Source organism: uncultured Pseudoalteromonas sp. (assembly GCF_963922945.1).
In the GTDB taxonomy this organism is placed as follows: domain Bacteria; phylum Pseudomonadota; class Gammaproteobacteria; order Enterobacterales; family Alteromonadaceae; genus Pseudoalteromonas.
In genome coordinates this window covers 18082-39006 of record NZ_CAWUKC010000012.1, presented here as the reverse complement: position 1 = coordinate 39006, position 20925 = coordinate 18082, and the positions used below count along the sequence as shown (strand labels likewise).

The following is a 20925-nucleotide window of genomic DNA, read 5'->3' as shown; positions in this document are numbered from 1 at the left end:
AGCCTTTCAGGAGTTGTTCAAGTTTGCGCTATATACTGTTTTAAGGAGGAGAGTAATCATGAATGATATTAAGCGCATTAACACACACCTTGAAACTCAAGCTGCTATTACAAGGCTAGAGCGCTTTAGTAAGCTTACCGACAGCAGCATTGGCATCCCTTTTACTAAATTTAATTTAGGCCTAGAGGCTGTAATTGGTTTAATTCCTGTTATAGGGGATGCGGCAGGGCTTATCTTATCAAGCTATGTACTTATAGAAGCGCAGCGCTTAGGTGTGAGTAAACGCATTAAAACCAAGATAGTCATTAATATGCTGATTGATTTTGTAGGCGGCTTAGTACCATTTTTTGGCGATATATTTGATGCATTTTTTAAAGCCAATACCCGTAATACGCGGCTTTTAAAAAAACACTTGAATAGTCAGTTAGCTAACTGATACTAAACCTATTTTTTTTAGTAGCTTAAGTTTAGAATCAAAAATAAAAAACAAACTGTTGTTGGTTTTTTAATCACCGAGTAAAGTAGGGCTGCCTATTCACTTTGGAATACACAAAATGCAATTATTTATCGGTAATAAAAACTATTCTAGCTGGTCACTACGTGCATGGTATTTAATGAGTAAGTTTGATGTCGTGTTTGACGAAACTCAGCTTGTGCTCGACACCAGTGATTTTTACGACGAACTTAAACAACATTTTCACGTTCAAAAAGTGCCGGCGTTAATTGATGGTGATTTGCAAGTGTGGGACTCGCTCGCAATCTGTGAATATATTAACGATGCATACCTATCAGGTGCGGCATGGCCAAAATACATTACCCAAAGAGCTAAAGCACGTGCGTTAAGCGCTGAAATGCATTCGGGCTTTATGGCACTTCGCAATGAAATGCCAATGAATATACGCGCAACCCGTAAAGTAACGCTCTCAAACGAAGCACTAAAAGACATAGCGCGCATAGATGAGATATTTTCGCAGCAACAAGATGTGTTTCCCAATGAATGGTTTTTTGGCGGCTTTAGTATTGCCGATGCGATGTACGTCCCCATTGTACTGCGCTTAAAAACCTATCAAATTACACTATCAGAACAGGCGCAGCAATATTGTGATTTTGTAATGCGCTGCCCCGTATTGCAAACATGGATTACGCAAGCACTAACTGAAACAGATAGAGTAGAGTGTGATGAGGCGGGTGAGGAGGTTTAACTTCCTCATCACTTTTACTTTAAAGGTAAAAGCCCGTACAATTCGTCTCGTTTTTAGTGCGCTAATTTTGCGCTGTAACCGAGACGAATTAATCAGTTTTTATGCATCATATTGCCGATCTTATATCTATTTTCGATAGTGTTTTTTATCAAAGCCATAACACTCGCTTAGTAAAAGGCGATGATGAGCCTATTTATCTACCTGCCAATAATACCCATGGGTTTAATCAAATTGTATTTGCACACGGCTTTTACGCCAGTGCCCTACATGAAATAGCGCATTGGTTAGTGGCTGGCAATAAACGCAGAGAGCTTGAAGATTATGGTTATTGGTATTGCCCTGATGGGCGAGATAAACACCAACAAGCTGAATTTGAAAGCGTAGAAATAAAGCCACAAGCCATAGAGTGGATGCTCAGCACCGCTGCTGGCTTTGATTTTAACGTGTCGGTAGATAATTTAAACGGCGAGCAAACGTGCCGGTTTGATTTTCAGGCGCGAGTACACCAGCAAGTATTAATGTTATTAGAGCAGGGGGTTAACGCACGTACCCATGCATTATTAAAAGCGTTAAGTGATTTTTATAAAACACCGTGGCCGTTAACCGCTTTGCAATTTAATTGGCACCACCCTGAGGATTTACAAAATGCAGTTTAAGTTAGGCTTAATTATTAACCCTGTTGCAGGACTTGGTGGCAGTGTTGCGTTAAAAGGCAGCGATGGTGAAAACACGGCTGCAAAGGCGATAGAACTTGGTGCGCAAGCTAAGGCTAACACTCGTACACAGGCTGCGCTTGAAGTGCTAGTACCGTATAAAGATAAGTTAACCATTTATACGGTAAATGGCGATATGGGTGAAAAAACGGCGCGTAAATTGGGCTTTAATGTTGAAGTAATTTACACCGCTAATTCAGTTACTAGTAGCGATGATACAGAAGCAAGCGCTAAGCTGCTCAAAAGTTTAGACGTAGACTTAGTGCTTTTTGCAGGGGGTGATGGCACGGCACGTAATATTTGTCATGCCATAGAAGACACCATCCCAGTGCTAGGTGTACCAGCTGGCTGTAAAATTCATTCTGGCGTTTATGCCATTACACCTAAAGCAGCAGGGCGCGTAGTCGAAATGTTAGTTACAGGTGAGCTTGTGACACTTGCTGATGCTGATGTTATGGATATTGACGAAGAGGCGTTTAGGCAAGGCACCGTAAAAGCTAAACGCTACGGTGAAATGCAAATACCAAGCGAAGTCCGTTATGTGCAAGCTGTAAAAAATGGCGGTAAGGAAACGGATGAGCTTGTACTTGCAGATATAGCTGCACATGTAGTGAGTGAAATGGATGAAGATACTTATTACATCATGGGGAGTGGCTCAACTGTTGAAGCAATAATGCAGGAAATGGGGCTGGATAATACTCTATTAGGCGTTGATTTAATTAAAGATCAAACTTTAGTTGCGAAAGACCTAACAGCTCGGCAGCTGCTTGATTACACGCACGGGCATAAGAGCAAACTAATTATTACCCTTATTGGTGGTCAAGGCCATATTTTTGGGCGAGGGAATCAGCAGCTAAGCCCTGAGCTTATTCGCACTATTGGCAAAGAAAACATTATTGTGGTGGCAACTAAAATCAAATTACACGCGTTGAACGGGCGTCCACTTATTTGTGACACCGGCGACAGCGCTTTAGATGATGAATTAACAGGTTACATTAAAGTAACCACCGGCTATAACGACCATATTATGTATGCTGTCGGTTATGAAAACCAGGAGAAGTAACACAATGAGTTTAGTGAATTATATTGATGCTGCGCAGCAATACTTTGATGATTTAGTGATTAAAGCAACAGATGATGAGCTGTTCGCTGGTGGTTACTTGCGCGGACATTACGACCTTGCAGTAGGCTATGCACAAGTAGAAGAGCTGACAATTTCTATTGATGAGCTCAACGAAACCGTGGAGCAAAGCTTAGTAAAAGCATACCGCAATGGCGAGCTAAACGAAGAAGATAAAGCTTTAGTCGTGAGACTGTGGGATGAAGTGAAAGCGCTTGCTTAAAACAGTGGGCATTTAGCTATAAAAACGCGGTTACCATGCAGGAACCGCTTTTTTTATGTTTTACTTGTGCCCAAAATAGATTTATTAGTTAATTTACTGTTACTCACTAATCGTATATTGTAACTTAAACCTGTTTAAGGAGCTTTAAATGAATAATAATAACCAAGCTGCGGTACCTTCAGGGGTAATCGCACGTTTTTTAAATTTTGTGGAGCGAGTAGGTAATAAACTCCCGGATCCTGCGATTATTTTCTTATTCGCTATGTTACTTATTTGGCTGTGTTCGTGGTTATTGTCTGGCGTAAGTTTTGACGCGTTAGACCCCCGTACAGGCCAAGCGATTGTGGTAAATAATTTACTCGAGGGTGATTCGCTCGCCTCGTTTTTATCTTCCATGGTTAAAACGTTTACAGGGTTTGCTCCTTTAGGCGTGGTACTGGTTGCTATGCTAGGTGTGGGAGTGGCTGAACATTCTGGCTATATCAACACAGGCCTTAAGCTCATGCTTAAAGTGACCCCAAGGCAACTGCTTACCCCTTCAGTCATTTTGGTTGCTATTGTAAGCCATACAGCAACTGATGCGGGCTATGTATTGGTGATCCCTCTAGCTGGGGTAATATTTTTTGCCGCAGGGCGACACCCGCTAGCGGGTATTGCTGCAGCGTTTGCAGGCGTTAGCGGTGGATTTGGTGCCAACTTTATCCCATCAGGGATAGATCCATTACTACAAAGCTTTACCCAAAGTGCAGCGCAAATTATAAACCCCGATATGTCGATTAACCCTCTTAATAATTGGGCGTTCACCTCTGCTTCGAGTTTATTTATTGTTTTATTAGGCTGGTATATTACTGACAAAATAATTGAACCGCGCTTAAAAAATACAGCGCTTAATGAAGATACTCAAAACTTGCCTGCCTTCGATGAAGCTAAAAGTGATGAAAAACGCGCCTTTTTTATAGCCAGTAGCGTAATGATTGCAGGCCTTGCTTTACTTGCATTTGTATCCGCTCCTGCTGACTCAGCAATGCGCAGTGCCGATGGCTCACTGACTAATTTTAGATCGCCCCTTATGCAATCTATTGTGCCTTTAATCTTTTTATTATTTTGGATACCTGGTGCCGTATATGGTTTTACCGTTGGCACCTTTAAAACCTCAAAAGATATGATAGATGCGATGAGTACCGCAATGAGTGGTATGGCTTATTACATTGTCATGGCGTTCTTTTGCGCGTTATTTATTGCGGCGTTTTCTAACTCTAACTTAGGAGCATTAATGGCCATTGAAGGAGCGCAGCTTTTAAAAGCAATGGAGTTACCAAGCGCTGTAACAGTGATAGGTATTATCTTTTTGACCGGCTTTGTAAACCTATTTGTAGGTTCAAGCTCAGCAAAGTGGGCATTACTTGGGCCTATTTTTGTACCTATGCTTATGCAGTTAGGTATATCACCCGATTTAACCCAAGCGGCTTACCGAATAGGGGATTCTAGCTCAAACATAATTACCCCACTTATGCCGTACTTCCCACTGGTTGTAGTGTATTGCCAAAAATATGTTAAAGATACCGGCATAGGTACGCTTATCGCGCTGATGATCCCTTACTCAATCGCGTTTATGATTGGTTGGAGCATATTCTTGTTAGGGTATTGGGCACTCGGAATTCCGTTAGGCTTAGATGCGAGCTACGTTTACCCTGCGTTACCTTAACTTTAACTTGATTTATAAACCTCACTCACTTGAGTGAGGTTTTTTATATAAAAATGCAGCAATGTAAAAAAGTGCTAATTACCTTTCTAACTCTCTCACTATATAGCCAAATAAACTCGCCTCACCAACAATATACACATAATCGTTTTTACTATTCATTATTGTGGACTTATCGTCATACCATCTAAAATCAAGCGTTTCATTCGTTTTAGGGTCTTTAAAATATAAACGAGTGCAACTATCTTCATAATCAGTTCCACATTCTTGTACATCAGTGAGAATATATTCTTTAAACCAATAGTCACCTTGTGTGTAGTAAGCCCATAGCTCAATGGGGGCAGAAAATAAAAAATAGAGAGTTGCATAGACTAACAAAGGGAGTAGAGGGTAGGAGAATATTAATGATAATTTAGCTTTTGCATCTGAAAAACTATCTTTAAGACGCTGTCTGTACTCACTGCAACGCCTATATTTTTTGATTACAAGTACGTGAAGATAGATAAATAAAGCCCCACAAAAAATAGGAAGCGCTACATAAAAAATAGCCTCATAAATTTTATTTTCAATAAATGGTGGATCGGTAAAATCCATTAGCATAAGCGTGGCAATACTCAGAAGTGGGAAGCCAATTATTGCTGCAAAGAGCAAGTTGTCATAATATTTTTTCAATGTAAATTCATCCGTGAATCATAGTCTTCATTTAGTTTACAGAATTTTTGTTGTTTTAAAAATCAAAGATAACCTATTTATAAGCATTTACTGTTCTGCATTAGTTGCTAATAAAAACTATTAATTGCCATATTAATTTCTGCAAACTGATTTGCGTTGGAGTAATCATACTAGGTGAATTTTAAAACGGCTCGTTTTAAAACAAAAAAACCTTGGCACTTTCGTGACAAGGTTTTTTACAACATAAGCTATATAGCTTAGTTAGATGTGAAGCTCACCGGGCGGCGTTCTTTACGAGGACCGCCACGCTTATCACCGCGTTGATTGTCTTTGTTAAAGCTACGCTTTCTGTCGCCGCTTGGACGCTCACCGCGAGGAGTCGCAGGGCCTTGATCTTGTGTAAGCGTCATATTCATAGGGCGCTTACAAATAAACACTTTTTGGAAGTGATCAAGTACATCTTTAGGCATGTTTTGTGGCAATTGCACTGTGCTGTGGCTGTCGTGAAGACGGATATCACCAATAAACTTACTTGATATATCAGCTTCGTTAGCAATTGCACCAACAATGTTTTTAACCTGTACACCGTGCTCACGACCCACTTCGATACGGTAAGTATCCATAGGGCCAGCATCGCGGCTATTACGCTCACGAGGTTTACGCTCTGGGCGGTCACCACGACGGCGATCGCCTCGTTCGTTACGAGAATTACGCTCGTTGCGAGGTTGAACCTTAACTTCTTCAACTTTTATTGGCGACTGCTGCTGTGCTAAACATAGCAAAGCGCCTGCTAAATCTTCTACAGACAAATCTAGCTTTTGTGCCATATTTGCAGCAACTTCGTTAAAGAACGTAATATCTTTATTTTCAAGAGCAAGCGTTAGCTTTTCTTTTAATGCATTAATACGTTTTTCTTCAACTACTTTTGCAGTAGGTAAATCTACTTGTGCTATTTCAGACTTAGTATGGCGAATAATATTTTTAAGCAAGTAACGCTCGTTATGCTTAACAAATAAAATAGCTTTACCTGTACGTCCAGCACGACCTGTACGGCCAATACGGTGAACGTAGGCTTCTGAGTCTTGCGGAATATCGTAGTTGATAACTAAGCTTAAACGGTCTACATCAAGACCACGTGCTGCTACGTCAGTAGCTATAACAATGTTGATCATACCGCTTTTTAAGCGATCAACAGTGCGCTCACGCGCTTGCTGGTTCATATCACCGTTAAGTGGTGCAGCAGAGAAGCCTTCACGCTCTAGTAACTCAGCAAGTTGTACTGTGTCGTTACGAGTACGCACAAAAACAATAGCACCTTCGTATTGCTCAGCTTCTAAAAAGCGAACAATGGCTTTGTTTTTGTGTACGTTTGCATTCCAAAACACTTGCTCAACAGATGATGTTGTTGAATTGCGAGCAGAAATATGAACCTGTTCAGGGTTATTCATATATTTGCTGCTGATGTTTTGAATTTGCTTAGGCATGGTCGCAGAGAAAAGACATGTTTGCTTTTCGCGCGGTGTTTTTTCCATGATGTTTTCAACATCATCGATAAAGCCCATACGTAACATTTCATCGGCTTCATCAAGTACAAGTGCTTGTAAAGCATCAAACTTGATAGTACCACGGTTTATGTGATCGATTAGTCGACCCGGTGTAGCAACAATAATTTGTGCGCCACGACGAAGTGCGCTTAATTGAATGCTGTAACTTTGGCCACCGTACAGTGCTAACACTTCAACACCACGAGTACCTTTTGCATATTGTTCAAATGCCTCAGCAACTTGGATCGCAAGCTCACGTGTAGGTGTGAGTACAAGGATCTGTGGCTGTTTCACAGACGGGTCAATATTGTTTAACAACGGCAGTGCAAATGCTGCAGTTTTACCTGTACCCGTTTGTGCTAGTCCCAGTACGTCCTTTCTTTCTAGCAATAACGGTATACATTGAGCTTGGATTTCAGATGGTGTCTTGTAACCCAACTCTTCAACTGCCTTTAAAATTGCAGGAGAAAGATTTAGAGATTCAAACGTGACTGGTTCTGACATTAATACGCCTCAACGAATTTAAAGAGGCGCGCATTGTATAGGAAATACGAGGCAATTGCTTGTATAAATTACAACTAATTTGTATGTGATTGATGTTGGTCGAAATTTAACCAGTTTAAATTTCTGATTTTTTAAACTGGTTAACAAGCTATATACAAAGCGCTATTTATACAGGCCTAGGTTTTCTTTTGCATAGGCTTCAAATTCGGTAAATCCACCAATGTGAGTTTGATCAACAAAGATTTGTGGCACAGTAGGGCATGGTTTTCCTGCAGACTTTTCTAAATCCGCTTTGCTGATGCCTTCTTTGATAATATCAATGTAACGGTATTTAAAATCATCACGTTCATTAGCTAGTTGCTCGGCAACGTCTTTAGCACGAACACAAAATGGGCAGCCTTCACGGCCAAAAATTACTGTAAGCATTGTACTCTCCTCAATTTAGTTGGGTTCATATTAAACGATTAATTAATAATTTAAAGCGCAAAAAATCGATTAGTTGATTCTGTTTTTATGGTACGCACATAAATTAGTGATTTGCTTCGCACTTTGAATTGCAATTTGCAAAAATTTTTCTTTTTATAATCAATGGTACTTTTAAAACTCATAAATTCATCGTATTAGCTATGTGAATTTAGGTGGCATATAAATTGATATCCAGAGAGTTACCTACTCTTTTTTAGGAACTGTGATGGGTCATAACAGCCATGTCTTAGAAATTATACAAGGGGTAATTGCACGTTTTTGTATACATGAGCGCTGTACAGTGCCAATTACACTCATCAATAAGTTGCAATGTAACTATATTTGCTTGCAGGTTCTACCGGAGCAAATGATAGCTCAATGTGATGCATTTATTTTGCCCGGCTTAGATAAGGCCAAAACTAGCTTTGTGTTAACTGTAGAGGCTAATTTACAGGGGGTAAATTTAAGCTACTGGGTAGATGGCAACTCCAAAGCGTACTCTATTGATATTCATGGGCTGTTAGCAACTCGACAGCCTATCCAATCACTTAATGATAAAAAAAGGTCTGTATCGGTATTAAATTTAAAAGCGGACTTACAGCAAAACATAGTGTATTTAGCTAGCTCTAGCCTTGAGCATTATAACGTTATATTAGCTGACAGCGATACCGAAAATACTATTGTAATCGAGGATGTACGTCACCTTTCGACCAGTGAACTTGCGAGCGATGTTCAAAAAAATAGAGCAGAAAATCGGATCAAAGTGTGTTCTCTTGATGCAGTGAGTGAATTGCAAAATCAGCAGACAGTTTCTGATCAAGTGCTGGTATGGCCTTTTTTTGATACTGACTTAATCCATGCAATTAACAACACACGGGCCGATAGCAAATTATCTGTATTGGTGGCTGATGATAGTCTACCGAGTCAAATAGCAACTAAAGTAATGCTTGAAATGCTAGGGTGTGCAGTTACTTGCGCTGAAAATGGTTCAACTGCATTGCAGATTGCACAGCAAGAGCCATTTGATTTATTGCTGTTAGATGAGCGTATGCCTGGAATGTTTGGTAGCGACGTTGCTCAGCAATTAAATAAACAAAATACCCCTAACGACAATACACCTAAAGTCATTTTAACGGGTATCACTGAAGAGCAACAAATCGCTCAACTTTTCGATAAAGGGGTTACCCACTATCTACAAAAGCCGGTCACAAAAGCTGTATTAGAAGAATTTATTAAGCCTTGGCAAGTTGCCTAAGGACACGGTTAGGAGATTTATATGCGTGATTTATCAAAAACGGCTTTATTGTTAATCGGGTTTCAAAACGACTACTTTTCGCCTGATGGCATTTTGTATCAAGTTGTGGAAGAGTCCTCAAGAGTCACTGGTGTGGTTGATAATACCTTAGCGTTACTGGATAAATATGTAGATAAATTTGCCTTAGTGCTCAGTACACCTATTCACTTTACACCTGATTATAGTGAGCTTAAAAATCCAATTGGTATTTTAAAAGTCATTGCTGAAGTAGGGGCATTCAAGGCAGATTCATATGGGGCGCAAAGTATTAAAGAGCTAGACAAATACACTAAACAAATAGTTCAAATTCCAGGGAAGCGCGGGTTGAATGCGTTTACAAACACCGAGCTTGCAAGTGTATTAAACGACAACGGTATAACCGATATAGTTTTAGCCGGTACAGTTACCTCTATATGTGTTGATTCAACCGCTCGCTCTGCTGTGGAGCTTGGTTTTAATGTTACGGTATTAAACGATTGTACATCTAGTCGCACACCATTTGAGCAATCATTTTATTGCGAAGAAGTGTTCCCGCTTTATGCAAATGTGTGCGGCTACACTGAATTAGCAAGCGAGTGAGATTTGTATGGAAGAAAAAGACGAGTTACACGTACAGGTTCATTATGCACTCATAGAGCAGCTTTCAGCTAACAATCGGAGACAAACCAAGTTACTTGCTCTACTAGATGAGTGTGTTTTTGAGTGTGATAAACACTTAGCGTTTACCTACGTCAACGAGGCTTGGCTTAATAAATTAGGCTTTACGCCAGCTATGCTTATTGGCAAAAAGATAACATCCTTATTAGGGTGTGAGGATAGCTTAAAGCTATCTGAGTATCTAACATCTGTTTTTGATGGTTCCATAAATGCCTCAGTAGAAATAAAAGTTAAAAATAATGATGGTCTTGGTCATTGGTTTGAAGTGCGTTTAGCGTGCGACGATAGCGGCGGGTACATTGGCTCACTACATGACATTCAGCGACATAAAGATTACCAGTATTTACTCACTCAGCAGCAGGAATACGCTAAACGCCTGTCTTTAGTGGCAAGTCATACTAATAACCTAGTAATAATTACCGATCGCTATGGCAAAATAGAGTGGGTGAACAAAAGCTTTGAGGCGCTCACTCATTATAAATGTGAAGAAGTGATTGGACTTATTCCAGGTCAATTATTACAAGGCCCTAAAACTAACCCAAAGACACGCAGTGTAATGCGCAAGGCTATTAGAGATGCTGAACCTTTTCAAGTTGAGACTGTTAACTATGACAAAAACAAAAACGAATATTGGGTTTCTATTGATGCAACACCTGTCAAAGATGATGACGGCCAAGTTAAGCATTTTATAGCCATAGAAACGAATATCACACAACGAGTGAAAGCCGAACAGGCTATGGCAGAAATAGAGTATAACTATCACTCTGTGGTCGATAATATTCCTGACATTGTATTGAGGCTAGATGTAGAAGGTCGCCTTTTGTTTATGAACAAAGCATGGCAAAAATTTTTCCAAATAGATATTCAACATCACCTCGGTTTATCTGTCGGCAAATTTATTTTGGCAGAGGATGTAGAACAGCTTAACGCAGTGTTAGCTGGTTATAATGGCGGGAATCGTGAAGTTAAACGCTTAGATATTCGATTGCTTGATGCTAATAACGAGCCTAATTGGGTTGAAATGACGCTTACGCCAATTACTTCGCTTAACGGTACATATTTAACGTCTATTGCTGCTACTGTTGTAGATATTCAAGAGCGAGTGATTGCAGAACAAATTCTACTAGATGCGAAAGATCAAGCTGAGTTATTAGCTGAGTCAAAAAGTCGCTTTATGGCTAATATTAGCCATGAGATACGCACGCCTTTAAATGCGGTGATCGGCTGTGCAGATATTTTGCACGATACAGGGCTGACTGCAGAGCAAAAACGTTACACACAAATGATAAAAACGAGCTCTGATGCACTATTAAGTATACTAGATGATGTTTTAACTTACTCTCGTTTTGAGGCGCAAGCTATTTCAATTGACAACCAGCCTTTTAGTCTTGACTCGTGCTTAGAAGAAGCTATTGATATTGTGAGTGAAAGTGCGGTTCAAAAAGGGTTAGAACTTATTTTTGATCTTCACCCTGATATACCCACACAAGTTGTAGGAGACCATGCGCGTATCAGGCAGATTGCAATAAACCTACTGTCTAATGCTATTAAGTTTACTCAAAAAGGCGGACTGATTTTAACGGCTCAATGTGTTGAGCTTAAAAACAATCAATACACGCTTGAGCTCAGCTTTAAAGACACTGGAATAGGGATTGCTCAAAACAAGCTGGACAGTATGTTTAAGCCCTTTATACAGTCAGATAATTCAATAACCCGTGAATATGGTGGCAGCGGCTTAGGTTTAGCTATATGCAAGCAAATATGCGATGCGGCAGGGGGGAGTATTACTGTTAACTCGCAGTTTGGTAAAGGGAGTGAGTTTATTGTGAATTACCCTTTATTAATAGATACAAGCGAGCAGGTGCAAAGAGAAGGCTTTTCAGCCAGAGCCAAAAAGCCCTATGTGTGTGTGATAAGTAAAAACTTGCAATTAAACAGGGCGATAGAGCATATGCTTACTCGCCATTCGATAGATTTTGTACGCCTTGAAAACATCGAAAAGCTAGATAGTATCGATATGCCCGACGCTATTGTTACCACTAACAAAGCCGAATTAGACGCAGTGCAACAATTTTTAAAAAGTTACAAGAGCCTAAATAAGCCGTGTTTATTACTCATAGACCTACTGGGGAAAAACCAGAAAACAGAGGCGCCGAGCTCTGGTACGTTGATGTTTAATGGACCCTTTAAGCCTTCTCATTTACCCAGAGCGATTGCTGCGCTTGAGGAAGAGCTTTTTCATCTTGATATTATTTTCACAAATAAAAAAGATACCACATTAAACACAACCACTATTAGTGCTCAGCCATTTAAAGGTACGCATGTACTTGTGGTTGAAGACAATAAAAATAACCAAATTGTGATTCAGCAATTTTTAGAGCAACAAGGGTGCTTAGTAGTAATGGCCAGTAATGGGCAAGAGGCGATTGAAAAAGTTAAAACGCAAACAATAGATTTAATATTTATGGATATTCAAATGCCAATTTTAGACGGTATTTCTGCCACTAAAAAAATCAGAGAGTTAGCTATTGTCACCCCTATTATAGCGCTTACAGCGAATGCGATTCATGGCGATAAAGAGCGTTTTATTAAGGCAGGGATGAATGACTATTTAGCAAAACCAATAATTAGCAGAAAACTTAATCTGCTTTTGAATCAATACTTACCAAAACTTGATGACGTTAAACACTCTAAGCTAGAGCGTATTAATGAAATTTGGTCATTATTAAAGTAAAAAGTAACACCGTTGTACTAGAGCTTAAATGAAAGCTAAATATGACCTAATAAAGCCTTACATCGGTATTTGAGGTTAATGATTTTTGAAGGTAGAAGACGTGTTTTAAAATGTACTATGAATTAATTTTTTATTTTACTAAACCTTGAGCTGTTAACTAAACGGCTAATTGGTACCTTAATACTAATTTCTTTTGATTATAAAATTAATCTAACCCTACTACTTTTGAATTGCTTTTAAAATGGTTTGCATTTTGCAAATCAAAATGAAATTTATTTCATAATGTAATTGGTTACTCAGCGAGTTTTTATATTCTTCTATTAAATAAATTATTTTAATTGTTGATTTATAAAGACTTAAAACTTTTATCCTCATTTAATTTAATGTGGCATGGCTTTCGCTACATAGACACCAAGTAAAGCGAAATAATCGCAGTTACAAATTTATTATATCGTCATATGATTTTAAGGTGTCTATTATGCAAACTAATACTAAAGTTAAACAGCAACCAAAAAAAATGTCTTTTGTTCTTACTCCTGAATTAATGGTGCTGTCTATTATTATTGTTGCAGCGGTTATTGTTGGTGCAACGGCACTACGAGGCACAGTTACTATTGAGCCTGTTAACGAAGGCATTACCGAGATGTTCACCAATAAATTTAGCAATAGTGATTTAGATAATGCAACTATTGAAAGCAACACATTAAACTACGCTCAAAGCATAGATGAGCAATCTGCTCAATCAGGCACACAAGGTTTAAACAACTAAACAATACTTCTCCTTTAGTATTTACTTCGGCTGACTCTAAGCAATTAGGTCAGCCTTTTTATTTTTAAAGCCACTTTATACCCAAACCATCGCTTACTCCTACTTTAAATCAGCTTGCGTGTCAGTGTGATTTGCAAAATGCAAATATCCTATTAAAAATCCCAGTTTAATAGTTTGTTTCTAGTGCATTGAATTTAAAGGTTTTATTTTTGTTTTTGCCTGCTGGTTTTGGTCTGTAATTTGCAGTTTATGTGACAAGCTTACGGTGAACCCTTATTTGTGGAGAAATTTATGAATGCGTTTAAAAGTTTAGAGCCTATCAATACGCTCAACATTGCACGCTGGCACGAACTTGAGCAAATTATGGTTCATGCAATAAAAAACCACTGTTTTAATATGGTGTATCAACCGCTTGTCTCATTAACAAGCGGTCGGTTAGTCGGTTTTGAATCGTTAGTTAGATGCGAGTCATCTCGCTACGGTGTTGTCGGCCCCGATGAGTTTATTCCACATATTGAAGAGTCTGGAATGATCCTTCATCTAGGTGATTGGATTTTTAAACAAACTTTGAGCGACTTTAGCCAGATGAGAAAAAAGGGGATGAGCGATATCACTATTTCGTTAAATATCTCACCTGTACAGATTATTGAGGGTGATGTTTTCTCACAAGTAATGGCTTTGCTTGATAAGTATCAAATAGATCCTGCTGCAATTAAAGTAGAATTAACAGAAACTGCATTAATCAACAGCCCACAGCGTATCGCTAAAACCTTTGAGAACTTTCACAAAGAAGGTATAAAAATTTGGCTTGACGATTTTGGTACAGGTTACGCATCGTTAGGTCTATTAAGACAATTTAATATAGATGGCCTAAAGATAGATCGCAGTTTTATAAATGGCATAGCAACCAACAACGAAGACTTTACGCTATGCAGCGCGATAATTGCTATGGCACAAAGACTTGGATTGGAAACGGTTGCCGAGGGGATTGAACATAGAGAGCAATTACAAATACTGGAGCAGCTAGGGTGCGATGTAGCGCAAGGTTATTTACTTGGAAAACCCAGCAGCTTAGCGAACAATACACAAACATGGATAAAAATGTATACGCCTTAATGTTTCAATTTGCAAAATGCGAAAAACAACTTATTCTAAGAGTATAAGAACTTTTGAAGCTTCGCATCAAAATAATAAATGAAGGGCTAATATGCCAGTACAGCAAAAGTATATTGATAAAACTATCACGCAAATTCATGTGCTAACCCAACTAGAACAAGACGTTGGCTCAGTTACCTTATCTAGGTTGGTTAATTTATTTATTGATGAATTAGAAGAAATGAAAGGTCGTCTTGAGAATGCCATTGTTGAGCAAGACGAAGAAAATATAAAAGAAATAATGCACGTACTCAAAAACTCTGCGGCGCTTTATGGCGCTTTAACTTTAGCAGCCCTTGCTAGCCAATTACATGATTACCCTCCTGTTACTATTGAAGAGAAAATTCACGCAGCTCAAAATGTTCATCATAATTTAGAAAAAACGCACGCTGCGTATCAGGTTATTGCAAACAGTATTACTTAAAAGGCTTTGCCATGAACGACCCTCAAAAAAAAGCATTGGTTTATATAGTAGAAGACAGTATTGCTAGCGGAGCGCTTTATGCAAGCCAATTAGAGCAGGCAGGGCATGACTGTAAACACTTTACCGATGGATACTCTGCATTGGTAGGGATAAAAGAACAAATGCCTGATGTAATCGTGCAAGATGTTTGTTTACCCGATATTAGTGGCTTAGAAGTATTACAGTTTGTTAAAAAACAAGAAAAGCCCGCAAATGTCGTTATGATAACCTCAAATAGCTCTATCGATGTTGCGGTTGAGGCAATGCGACTGGGTGGTTTTGACTTTTTAGAGAAGCCATTTACAGGCCAGCGTCTTGTGAGTGCCGTAGATAGTGCACTCTCACAACAAGTACCTCAAACGGTAAAAAAACATGAGCAAGCAACGCAGAACACCACTGGGTTTATAGGTGAGTCATTAGCAATGCAAACCGTGTTTAGGCTTTTAGATAGTGCGGCCCGAAGTAAAGCGTGTGTTTTTATTACAGGTGAAAGCGGTACAGGTAAAGAGGTATGTGCACAAACATTGCACGACTCTAGCCCAAGAAGCGAGGGCCCGTTTATTGCAATTAACTGTGCTGCAATTCCTGGGGATCTGTTTGAGTCAGAGTTTTTTGGTCATGTTAAAGGCGCCTTTAGTGGCGCACTGAGTGACAGAAAAGGTGCTGTAGAAGTCGCAAATGGAGGCACGCTATTTTTAGATGAATTGTGCGAAATGGAACTTAATCTACAGGCAAAACTACTGCGATTTTTACAAACAGGGGCCTTTAATCGTGTAGGCAGTAGCGAGGTGTTGCATAGCAATGTAAGGCTAGTATGTGCTACAAACAGAAGCCCAGTTGTTGAAGTTGCAGAAGGGCGTTTCAGAGAAGATTTATACTATCGCCTCAATGTTATCCCTGTAAAGCTACCACCACTGCGTGATCGTGCTGGCGACATAATGCTACTGGCCATGCATATTTTAAAACAAAAGAGTGAAAGCAACTCAAAGCTATTTAATCGTTTTTCAAAAGAAGTTGAAGAGCGTTTTTGCACCTATGACTGGCCTGGGAATATTCGTGAATTACAAAATGTTATTGAGAATATTGTAGTTATCAATGACGGTGAAGTGGTTGAGCTCGATATGCTACCAAGTTCGTTTGGTGTTAACGCTGCTGCTCCTATCAAAAAAACGAACGCACTTGAGCCTAGCGACAGTACTCAATCTTCTTCGCTTATGGGGGTGCACGATATTGAACCACTGTGGCAAGTTGAAAAAAGAGCCATAGAGTCGGCAATAGCCGTATGCGATGATAACATTCCACTTGCTGCGGCCTATTTAGGCGTAAGCGCCTCGACTATTTACAGAAAAATAAAAGCCTGGAGTTAGCTTTTGCTTCTTACATACACCTGCTTGGTGTTTTACCATGCTATAGCTTGTTAATAAGAGTAAGGTGCCTGTTTTATCTAATATTTTATTATTCTGCTTACAGCTTATAATTCTCCTAATCACATTAAACAAGGCTACCTAATAAAAGTGAGTCGCCTGCCATTTCGTTCTCAGTTACATTTTCATGGTTGAAATAAATAAAGATACCCTAAGCTCTATTACTACACCCTAAGTTTAATAGTAAAAGGAGATCACAATGAGTAACGTTAATTTACAGCCAGCCAGTGTAATGCAGCCACTAGTGGTAAGCAGTTTAGATAAAGGCGGCGTGAATTTAGTTGACCGCGTAAGCGACAAACCTTGGAAAATGATAGTGGTGTACAGAGGCCAGCATTGCCCTAAATGTACCGAGCAACTGAACGAGCTTGCAACAATGCATGACGACTTTGCCAGCGCAGGTGTAGAAGTTGTAGCAGTAAGTGGCGATAGCGAAGAGCAGCTTAAAAAGCATCTTGAAAAAATAGACGTAAATTTCCCTCTTTATTACAATTTAACCATTGAGCAAATGACTGATTTAGGCTTATACATTAGTGAACCGCGCAGTGATGCTGAAACAGATCACCCATTTGCTGAGCCTTGTATTATTGTTTTAAACGAAGACAACCAAGTACAGATGCTTGATAAATCAAATAGTCCATTTGTTCGCCCAAGCCTTAAGCAGCTGCTAGGCGGTATTAAATTTTCACGCGAAAACGACTATCCAATTCGCGGTACTTTTATTAAGTAACGTGTATTGAGTAATTTGATGAATATACGAAGAGGGCACATTTTTGTGCCCTTTTTTTTACTTTTTTTAATTTAATTACTTGAAAACTATTTTCCTGCCCATAAATAGTTTAGTGAGGACGCCTGATGGGTCCCAAAAAAGACAGAAGTTATTGAAATTTATATTATTAATTTAATTATGTTGTACTTGTTCAAAAGAAAAGTAACAACATTATATCGCTTAAATATGAGGATATTATTATGCGTACAGTAGATTTATCACCACTTTATCGTTCATTCATCGGCTTTGATCATTTAGCATCTTTAATGGATGCGGCAGCTCGTACAGACAAGCAACCTAGCTTTCCTCCTTATAATATCGAAGCGCTAGATAAAGACAAATACAGAATCACAATGGCCGTTGCTGGTTTTAGTGAAAATGAACTGAGCATTGAGTCAGAGAACAACACTTTAAAAGTTGCAGGCACTAAACCAAACAAAGATGAAAATGAAGAGCGCAAGTTTATTCATCAAGGTATTGCCGAACGTAACTTTGAGCGAAAGTTTCAACTAGGGGATCATGTAAAAGTACTTGGTGCCGATTTAGCCAACGGTCTGCTTAGCATTGACCTTGAGCGTGAAATCCCAGAAGCACTTAAACCACGTAAGATTGAAATTGGCGGTGGAAACCTAATCGAAGGTAAATAATCGCTAATAAACATTTTCCCTGATTGTAGCCGCCTCAACTGAGGCGGCTTTTTCGTTTTTATAACTCGTTTATATGCGTTAAATAATAATTTGCTTGGGCTAAGGTCTGCTGTTGAAGTTGGGGTGTTTGTTTGTCCCAGTTTTTATAGACCATGCCAATGCGTGGGTTTTTTTCAAGTAATGCGCGGTGTTTATCCATAAATTGCCAATATAAGCTGTTGTAAGGACACGCCTTCTCACCTACTTTTTGCTTAACATCATAATGACAGCTTTTGCAGTAATCACTCATTTTATTGATGTAATTACCACTGGCTGCATAAGGTTTAGTAGCAATAATTGCATCATCTGCAAATTGGCTCATGCCACGGGTGTTAGGCATTTCAACCCATTCAATGGCGTCAATATAAACCCCTAAATACCACTGGTCGACTTCATCTGGATCAATACCCGTTAATAAACAGAAATTACCAATGACCATTAACCTTTGAATGTGGTGTGCGTATGCAGTGTCTAAACTTTGCGATAATGCATGATGTAAGCAATTCATTTTAACGTTTGCATCCCAAAAATAGCTTGGCAACGTTCCCTTAGCGTTAAGCTGATTTTTTTGGGCGTAGTCCGGCATATTTACCCAGTATATGCATCGCACGTATTCACGCCAGCCAAGTATTTGCCTAACAAAGCCCTCGACTTGAGAAATTGCGATCGTATTAGGGTGAGCATTAAATTCATCAATGACTCGCTTTATAACATACAGCGGATGGATGAGCTTGGCATTTAGAGCAAACGATAAACGACTATGATATAAGCTAGCATTTTCTTCTATTTGGTCGGTCATCGCATCTTGAAACTGGCCAAAATTCTTTAATAATTGAGTACAAAAATAGTCTAAGCATGTTTTAGCTTGTTCGCGGGTAAGTGGCCAGGGCAGCTGCTGAGGGGTTATTTCACCAAAATAGCTTACGTTATGCTTATCAAGTCTTTCAATAATAGCGCTAACATCATTTTTAAATAGTTTTGGTGATGGGATGGCGTTTAAATCTGATTTTTTGAATTTGTTTCTGTTACTACTATCAAAGTTCCATTTTCCTCCTTGAGGTTTGTTCCCGTCCATAAGAATATCGTACTGCTTACGCATCCCACGATAAAAATGCTCCATAGTCACGTGTTTATTTTTTTTAAACCGCTCGCTTATTTGCTCAAATGGAAGCATAAAATGCTCAGTATCATACGCTTTGACTACAAAATCAGATTCTCTTTTAAATTTACTTAGCTGTGCTTTGAGCCTAAATTCGTCTGGGTATTGGTAATGTATTTCATCGCAATGATATTGCTTGGCTACTCGTGTGAGTAGATCAGGTAAGGTTTTGTCTTGCTGAGTATCATCGAGTGTGAGGTGAAGGGCGCAATAGTTAGCGCTTTTTAAAGCTACTGCAAAGCGTTCCATCGCATAAAAAAAAGCACATATTTTTTGCACATGGTGCTTAACGTAGCTTGTTTCTTGTTTTAGCTCCGCAATTAAATAGAGGGTATCAGGAGATTTTTCTTTAAACCAAGTATGTGAAGCATTAAGTTGATCACCTAATACCAAGCGCAGCACCTTAAAATGAGACATAAACCACCCAAACTCATTGATACGCTTAAAGCGACGTCTTGGATCTAGGTAGTTTATTTATCGATTCACACATCGTGATTTAAGCATGTCTTACTGTTCGTTCGAACGTAACCGATTAACTTTTTGCTCAAACGAAACAACATTTGATTTATTAAACAAGGCTGTATTAGCAAAGCTTTCGAAATACCGTAGTGCCTTTTGCCAAGCAAATTGCGTTTTTTCTGTAAAGAAACGACCTAAATGTTCGCTTAAAGTATCGTAAAAAGTATCGCATAGTATCGATATATCTTTTGACGTCACATCCATCTTTTTTAAGTGCTGTAAGTGAAACGATAAAAATGGCGCTACTGATGATGGATTATCTAAATGCCTGACTATGCGTTCTAAAATACAGTATAAAATGTAACTTTTTTCGTTGAAATATGCAGCGCTTGGGTATTGCATATTTATGTTGGAAGCTTCAAGTTTTGCATGAAAGCGAGCTGTAAATGCATGAAAGTTTGGCTTAACTATATGCAAACTTGTTATTAACTGTGGCTGATAAGTATTCATACGTAATCTCATTAAAATTTGTAATTTTTATTTTTATCCACATCGATGAGCCTTTAGTATAGTGCGTTGCTCACATATCGCACGTAAAATAAACAAAATTACATCATTTTTATGAATTTTAGCTATTTTATTTATAAATATAATGCGCTTTACGTACAAGTTATAGATTGTACGGTTTTCATTTTTAGGCCGAGATAATCATAGTATATACATCAGAAGCTGAAAATAGCTGGACGCTGATTTTATCAAACTTATTCGTTATTATGGTTGCTAATTACCCCGTACATCCTTATAATAGGCGCCATTGTTTAGCGGTTAAATACTCGCTAACAGCGATATTGAATTTTAACTTTAATATCTATTGGCGCGGGATGGAGCAGCCTGGTAGCTCGTCGGGCTCATAACCCGAAGGTCGTCGGTTCAAATCCGGCTCCCGCAACCAATTTTATAGTAAGTGTACTCTTACTAATTCTGTATCGCGCATTCTGAGTAATGCGCGTTTTGCGTTTAAGCTAATTAAGTTTAATTTGGTCAGTATAATGACCCGCAGCCAAGCTTGGCCTGAGGCCACACAGTTTTATGCTTTATTGGTGTGACGCCCCGCTTGGTTCGGGGCGTTGTTGTATCTGCACCTTTGATTTATGGCCTTGTCATCAAATCAAAACTTAAACTCAGTATTTTAGGGCTATAAGCCCTTTTTT

At 39.0% G+C, this 20925-nt stretch carries 20 protein-coding genes and 1 tRNA gene; 16 read left to right on the top strand and 5 right to left on the bottom strand.

Annotation, left to right across the window (positions count from 1 at the left end):
- The first annotated feature begins 58 nt into the window (after nucleotides 1-58).
- From AABI99_RS04605 to AABI99_RS04580, 6 genes are all read left to right on the top strand, one after another.
- Nucleotides 59-436, top strand: coding sequence for a DUF4112 domain-containing protein (locus AABI99_RS04605; protein WP_338363851.1), 378 nt, complete (start codon nucleotides 59-61; stop codon nucleotides 434-436).
- 118 nt (nucleotides 437-554) lie between these two features.
- Nucleotides 555-1202, top strand: coding sequence for a glutathione S-transferase family protein (locus tag AABI99_RS04600; RefSeq protein ID WP_338363848.1), 648 nt, complete (start codon nucleotides 555-557; stop codon nucleotides 1200-1202).
- Between the two features lie 101 nt (nucleotides 1203-1303).
- Nucleotides 1304-1858, top strand: a complete 555-nt coding sequence (locus tag AABI99_RS04595; RefSeq protein ID WP_338363846.1) for an elongation factor P hydroxylase — start codon at nucleotides 1304-1306, stop codon at nucleotides 1856-1858.
- On the top strand, nucleotides 1848-2978 hold the full coding sequence (locus tag AABI99_RS04590; protein WP_338363844.1) for an ATP-NAD kinase family protein: 1131 nt from the start codon (nucleotides 1848-1850) through the stop codon (nucleotides 2976-2978). The genes AABI99_RS04595 and AABI99_RS04590 overlap by 11 nt, the downstream gene beginning before the upstream one ends.
- A gap of 4 nt (nucleotides 2979-2982) precedes the next feature.
- Nucleotides 2983-3258, top strand: coding sequence for a YfcL family protein (locus AABI99_RS04585; RefSeq protein WP_338363843.1), 276 nt, complete (start codon nucleotides 2983-2985; stop codon nucleotides 3256-3258).
- Nucleotides 3259-3406: 148 nt separating this feature from the next.
- Nucleotides 3407-4963 carry an AbgT family transporter gene (locus AABI99_RS04580; RefSeq protein ID WP_338363841.1) on the top strand — a complete coding sequence of 519 codons (1557 nt, stop codon included), beginning with the start codon at nucleotides 3407-3409 and terminating at the stop codon, nucleotides 4961-4963.
- Nucleotides 4964-5041: 78 nt separating this feature from the next.
- Here the strand turns inward: AABI99_RS04580 and AABI99_RS04575 are convergent, their stop codons facing one another.
- The 3 genes from AABI99_RS04575 to AABI99_RS04565 all read right to left on the bottom strand — a co-directional run bounded on the left by AABI99_RS04575 (nucleotide 5042) and on the right by AABI99_RS04565 (nucleotide 8106).
- A complete protein-coding gene (locus tag AABI99_RS04575) occupies nucleotides 5042-5632 on the bottom strand; it encodes a hypothetical protein (protein ID WP_338363838.1) in 591 nt (196 codons plus the stop codon).
- Nucleotides 5633-5889: 257 nt separating this feature from the next.
- Nucleotides 5890-7680, bottom strand: a complete 1791-nt coding sequence (locus tag AABI99_RS04570) for a DEAD/DEAH box helicase (RefSeq protein ID WP_338363836.1) — start codon at nucleotides 7678-7680, stop codon at nucleotides 5890-5892.
- A 162-nt stretch (nucleotides 7681-7842) separates the two neighbouring features.
- Nucleotides 7843-8106 carry a GrxA family glutaredoxin gene (locus AABI99_RS04565; protein WP_338363834.1) on the bottom strand — a complete coding sequence of 88 codons (264 nt, stop codon included), beginning with the start codon at nucleotides 8104-8106 and terminating at the stop codon, nucleotides 7843-7845.
- 265 nt (nucleotides 8107-8371) lie between these two features.
- Here AABI99_RS04565 and AABI99_RS04560 point away from each other — a divergent pair, with 265 nt between their 5' ends.
- From AABI99_RS04560 to AABI99_RS04520, 9 genes are all read left to right on the top strand, one after another.
- A complete protein-coding gene (locus tag AABI99_RS04560) occupies nucleotides 8372-9400 on the top strand; it encodes a response regulator (RefSeq protein ID WP_338363832.1) in 1029 nt (342 codons plus the stop codon).
- Between the two features lie 21 nt (nucleotides 9401-9421).
- Complete coding sequence (locus tag AABI99_RS04555) at nucleotides 9422-10018, top strand: isochorismatase family cysteine hydrolase (RefSeq protein ID WP_338363830.1); 597 nt, start codon at nucleotides 9422-9424, stop codon at nucleotides 10016-10018.
- Between the two features lie 7 nt (nucleotides 10019-10025).
- On the top strand, nucleotides 10026-12830 hold the full coding sequence (locus AABI99_RS04550; protein WP_338363828.1) for a PAS domain-containing protein: 2805 nt from the start codon (nucleotides 10026-10028) through the stop codon (nucleotides 12828-12830).
- A 478-nt stretch (nucleotides 12831-13308) separates the two neighbouring features.
- Nucleotides 13309-13599 carry a hypothetical protein gene (locus AABI99_RS04545; protein ID WP_338363826.1) on the top strand — a complete coding sequence of 97 codons (291 nt, stop codon included), beginning with the start codon at nucleotides 13309-13311 and terminating at the stop codon, nucleotides 13597-13599.
- A 291-nt stretch (nucleotides 13600-13890) separates the two neighbouring features.
- Nucleotides 13891-14715 carry an EAL domain-containing protein gene (locus tag AABI99_RS04540; RefSeq protein WP_338363823.1) on the top strand — a complete coding sequence of 275 codons (825 nt, stop codon included), beginning with the start codon at nucleotides 13891-13893 and terminating at the stop codon, nucleotides 14713-14715.
- Nucleotides 14716-14806: 91 nt separating this feature from the next.
- Nucleotides 14807-15178, top strand: a complete 372-nt coding sequence (locus tag AABI99_RS04535; RefSeq protein WP_338363821.1) for an Hpt domain-containing protein — start codon at nucleotides 14807-14809, stop codon at nucleotides 15176-15178.
- Between the two features lie 11 nt (nucleotides 15179-15189).
- A complete protein-coding gene (locus AABI99_RS04530; RefSeq protein WP_338363819.1) occupies nucleotides 15190-16584 on the top strand; it encodes a sigma-54 dependent transcriptional regulator in 1395 nt (464 codons plus the stop codon).
- A 256-nt stretch (nucleotides 16585-16840) separates the two neighbouring features.
- Nucleotides 16841-17371: a peroxiredoxin-like family protein gene (locus AABI99_RS04525; RefSeq protein ID WP_338363817.1), complete on the top strand. Its 531-nt coding sequence runs from the start codon at nucleotides 16841-16843 to the stop codon at nucleotides 17369-17371.
- Between the two features lie 239 nt (nucleotides 17372-17610).
- On the top strand, nucleotides 17611-18057 hold the full coding sequence (locus AABI99_RS04520) for an Hsp20 family protein (RefSeq protein ID WP_338363815.1): 447 nt from the start codon (nucleotides 17611-17613) through the stop codon (nucleotides 18055-18057).
- Between the two features lie 58 nt (nucleotides 18058-18115).
- Here AABI99_RS04520 and AABI99_RS04515 read toward each other — a convergent pair whose 3' ends face one another.
- Nucleotides 18116-19672 (bottom strand): cryptochrome/photolyase family protein, encoded by a 1557-nt coding sequence (locus AABI99_RS04515; RefSeq protein ID WP_338363813.1) that lies wholly within the window; start codon nucleotides 19670-19672, stop codon nucleotides 18116-18118.
- A 90-nt stretch (nucleotides 19673-19762) separates the two neighbouring features.
- Nucleotides 19763-20224, bottom strand: coding sequence for a globin (locus AABI99_RS04510; protein ID WP_338363811.1), 462 nt, complete (start codon nucleotides 20222-20224; stop codon nucleotides 19763-19765).
- A gap of 365 nt (nucleotides 20225-20589) precedes the next feature.
- Between AABI99_RS04510 and AABI99_RS04505 the strand changes: the two genes are divergently transcribed.
- Nucleotides 20590-20666 (top strand) — tRNA-Met (locus AABI99_RS04505).
- Nucleotides 20667-20925: the final 259 nt, after the last annotated feature.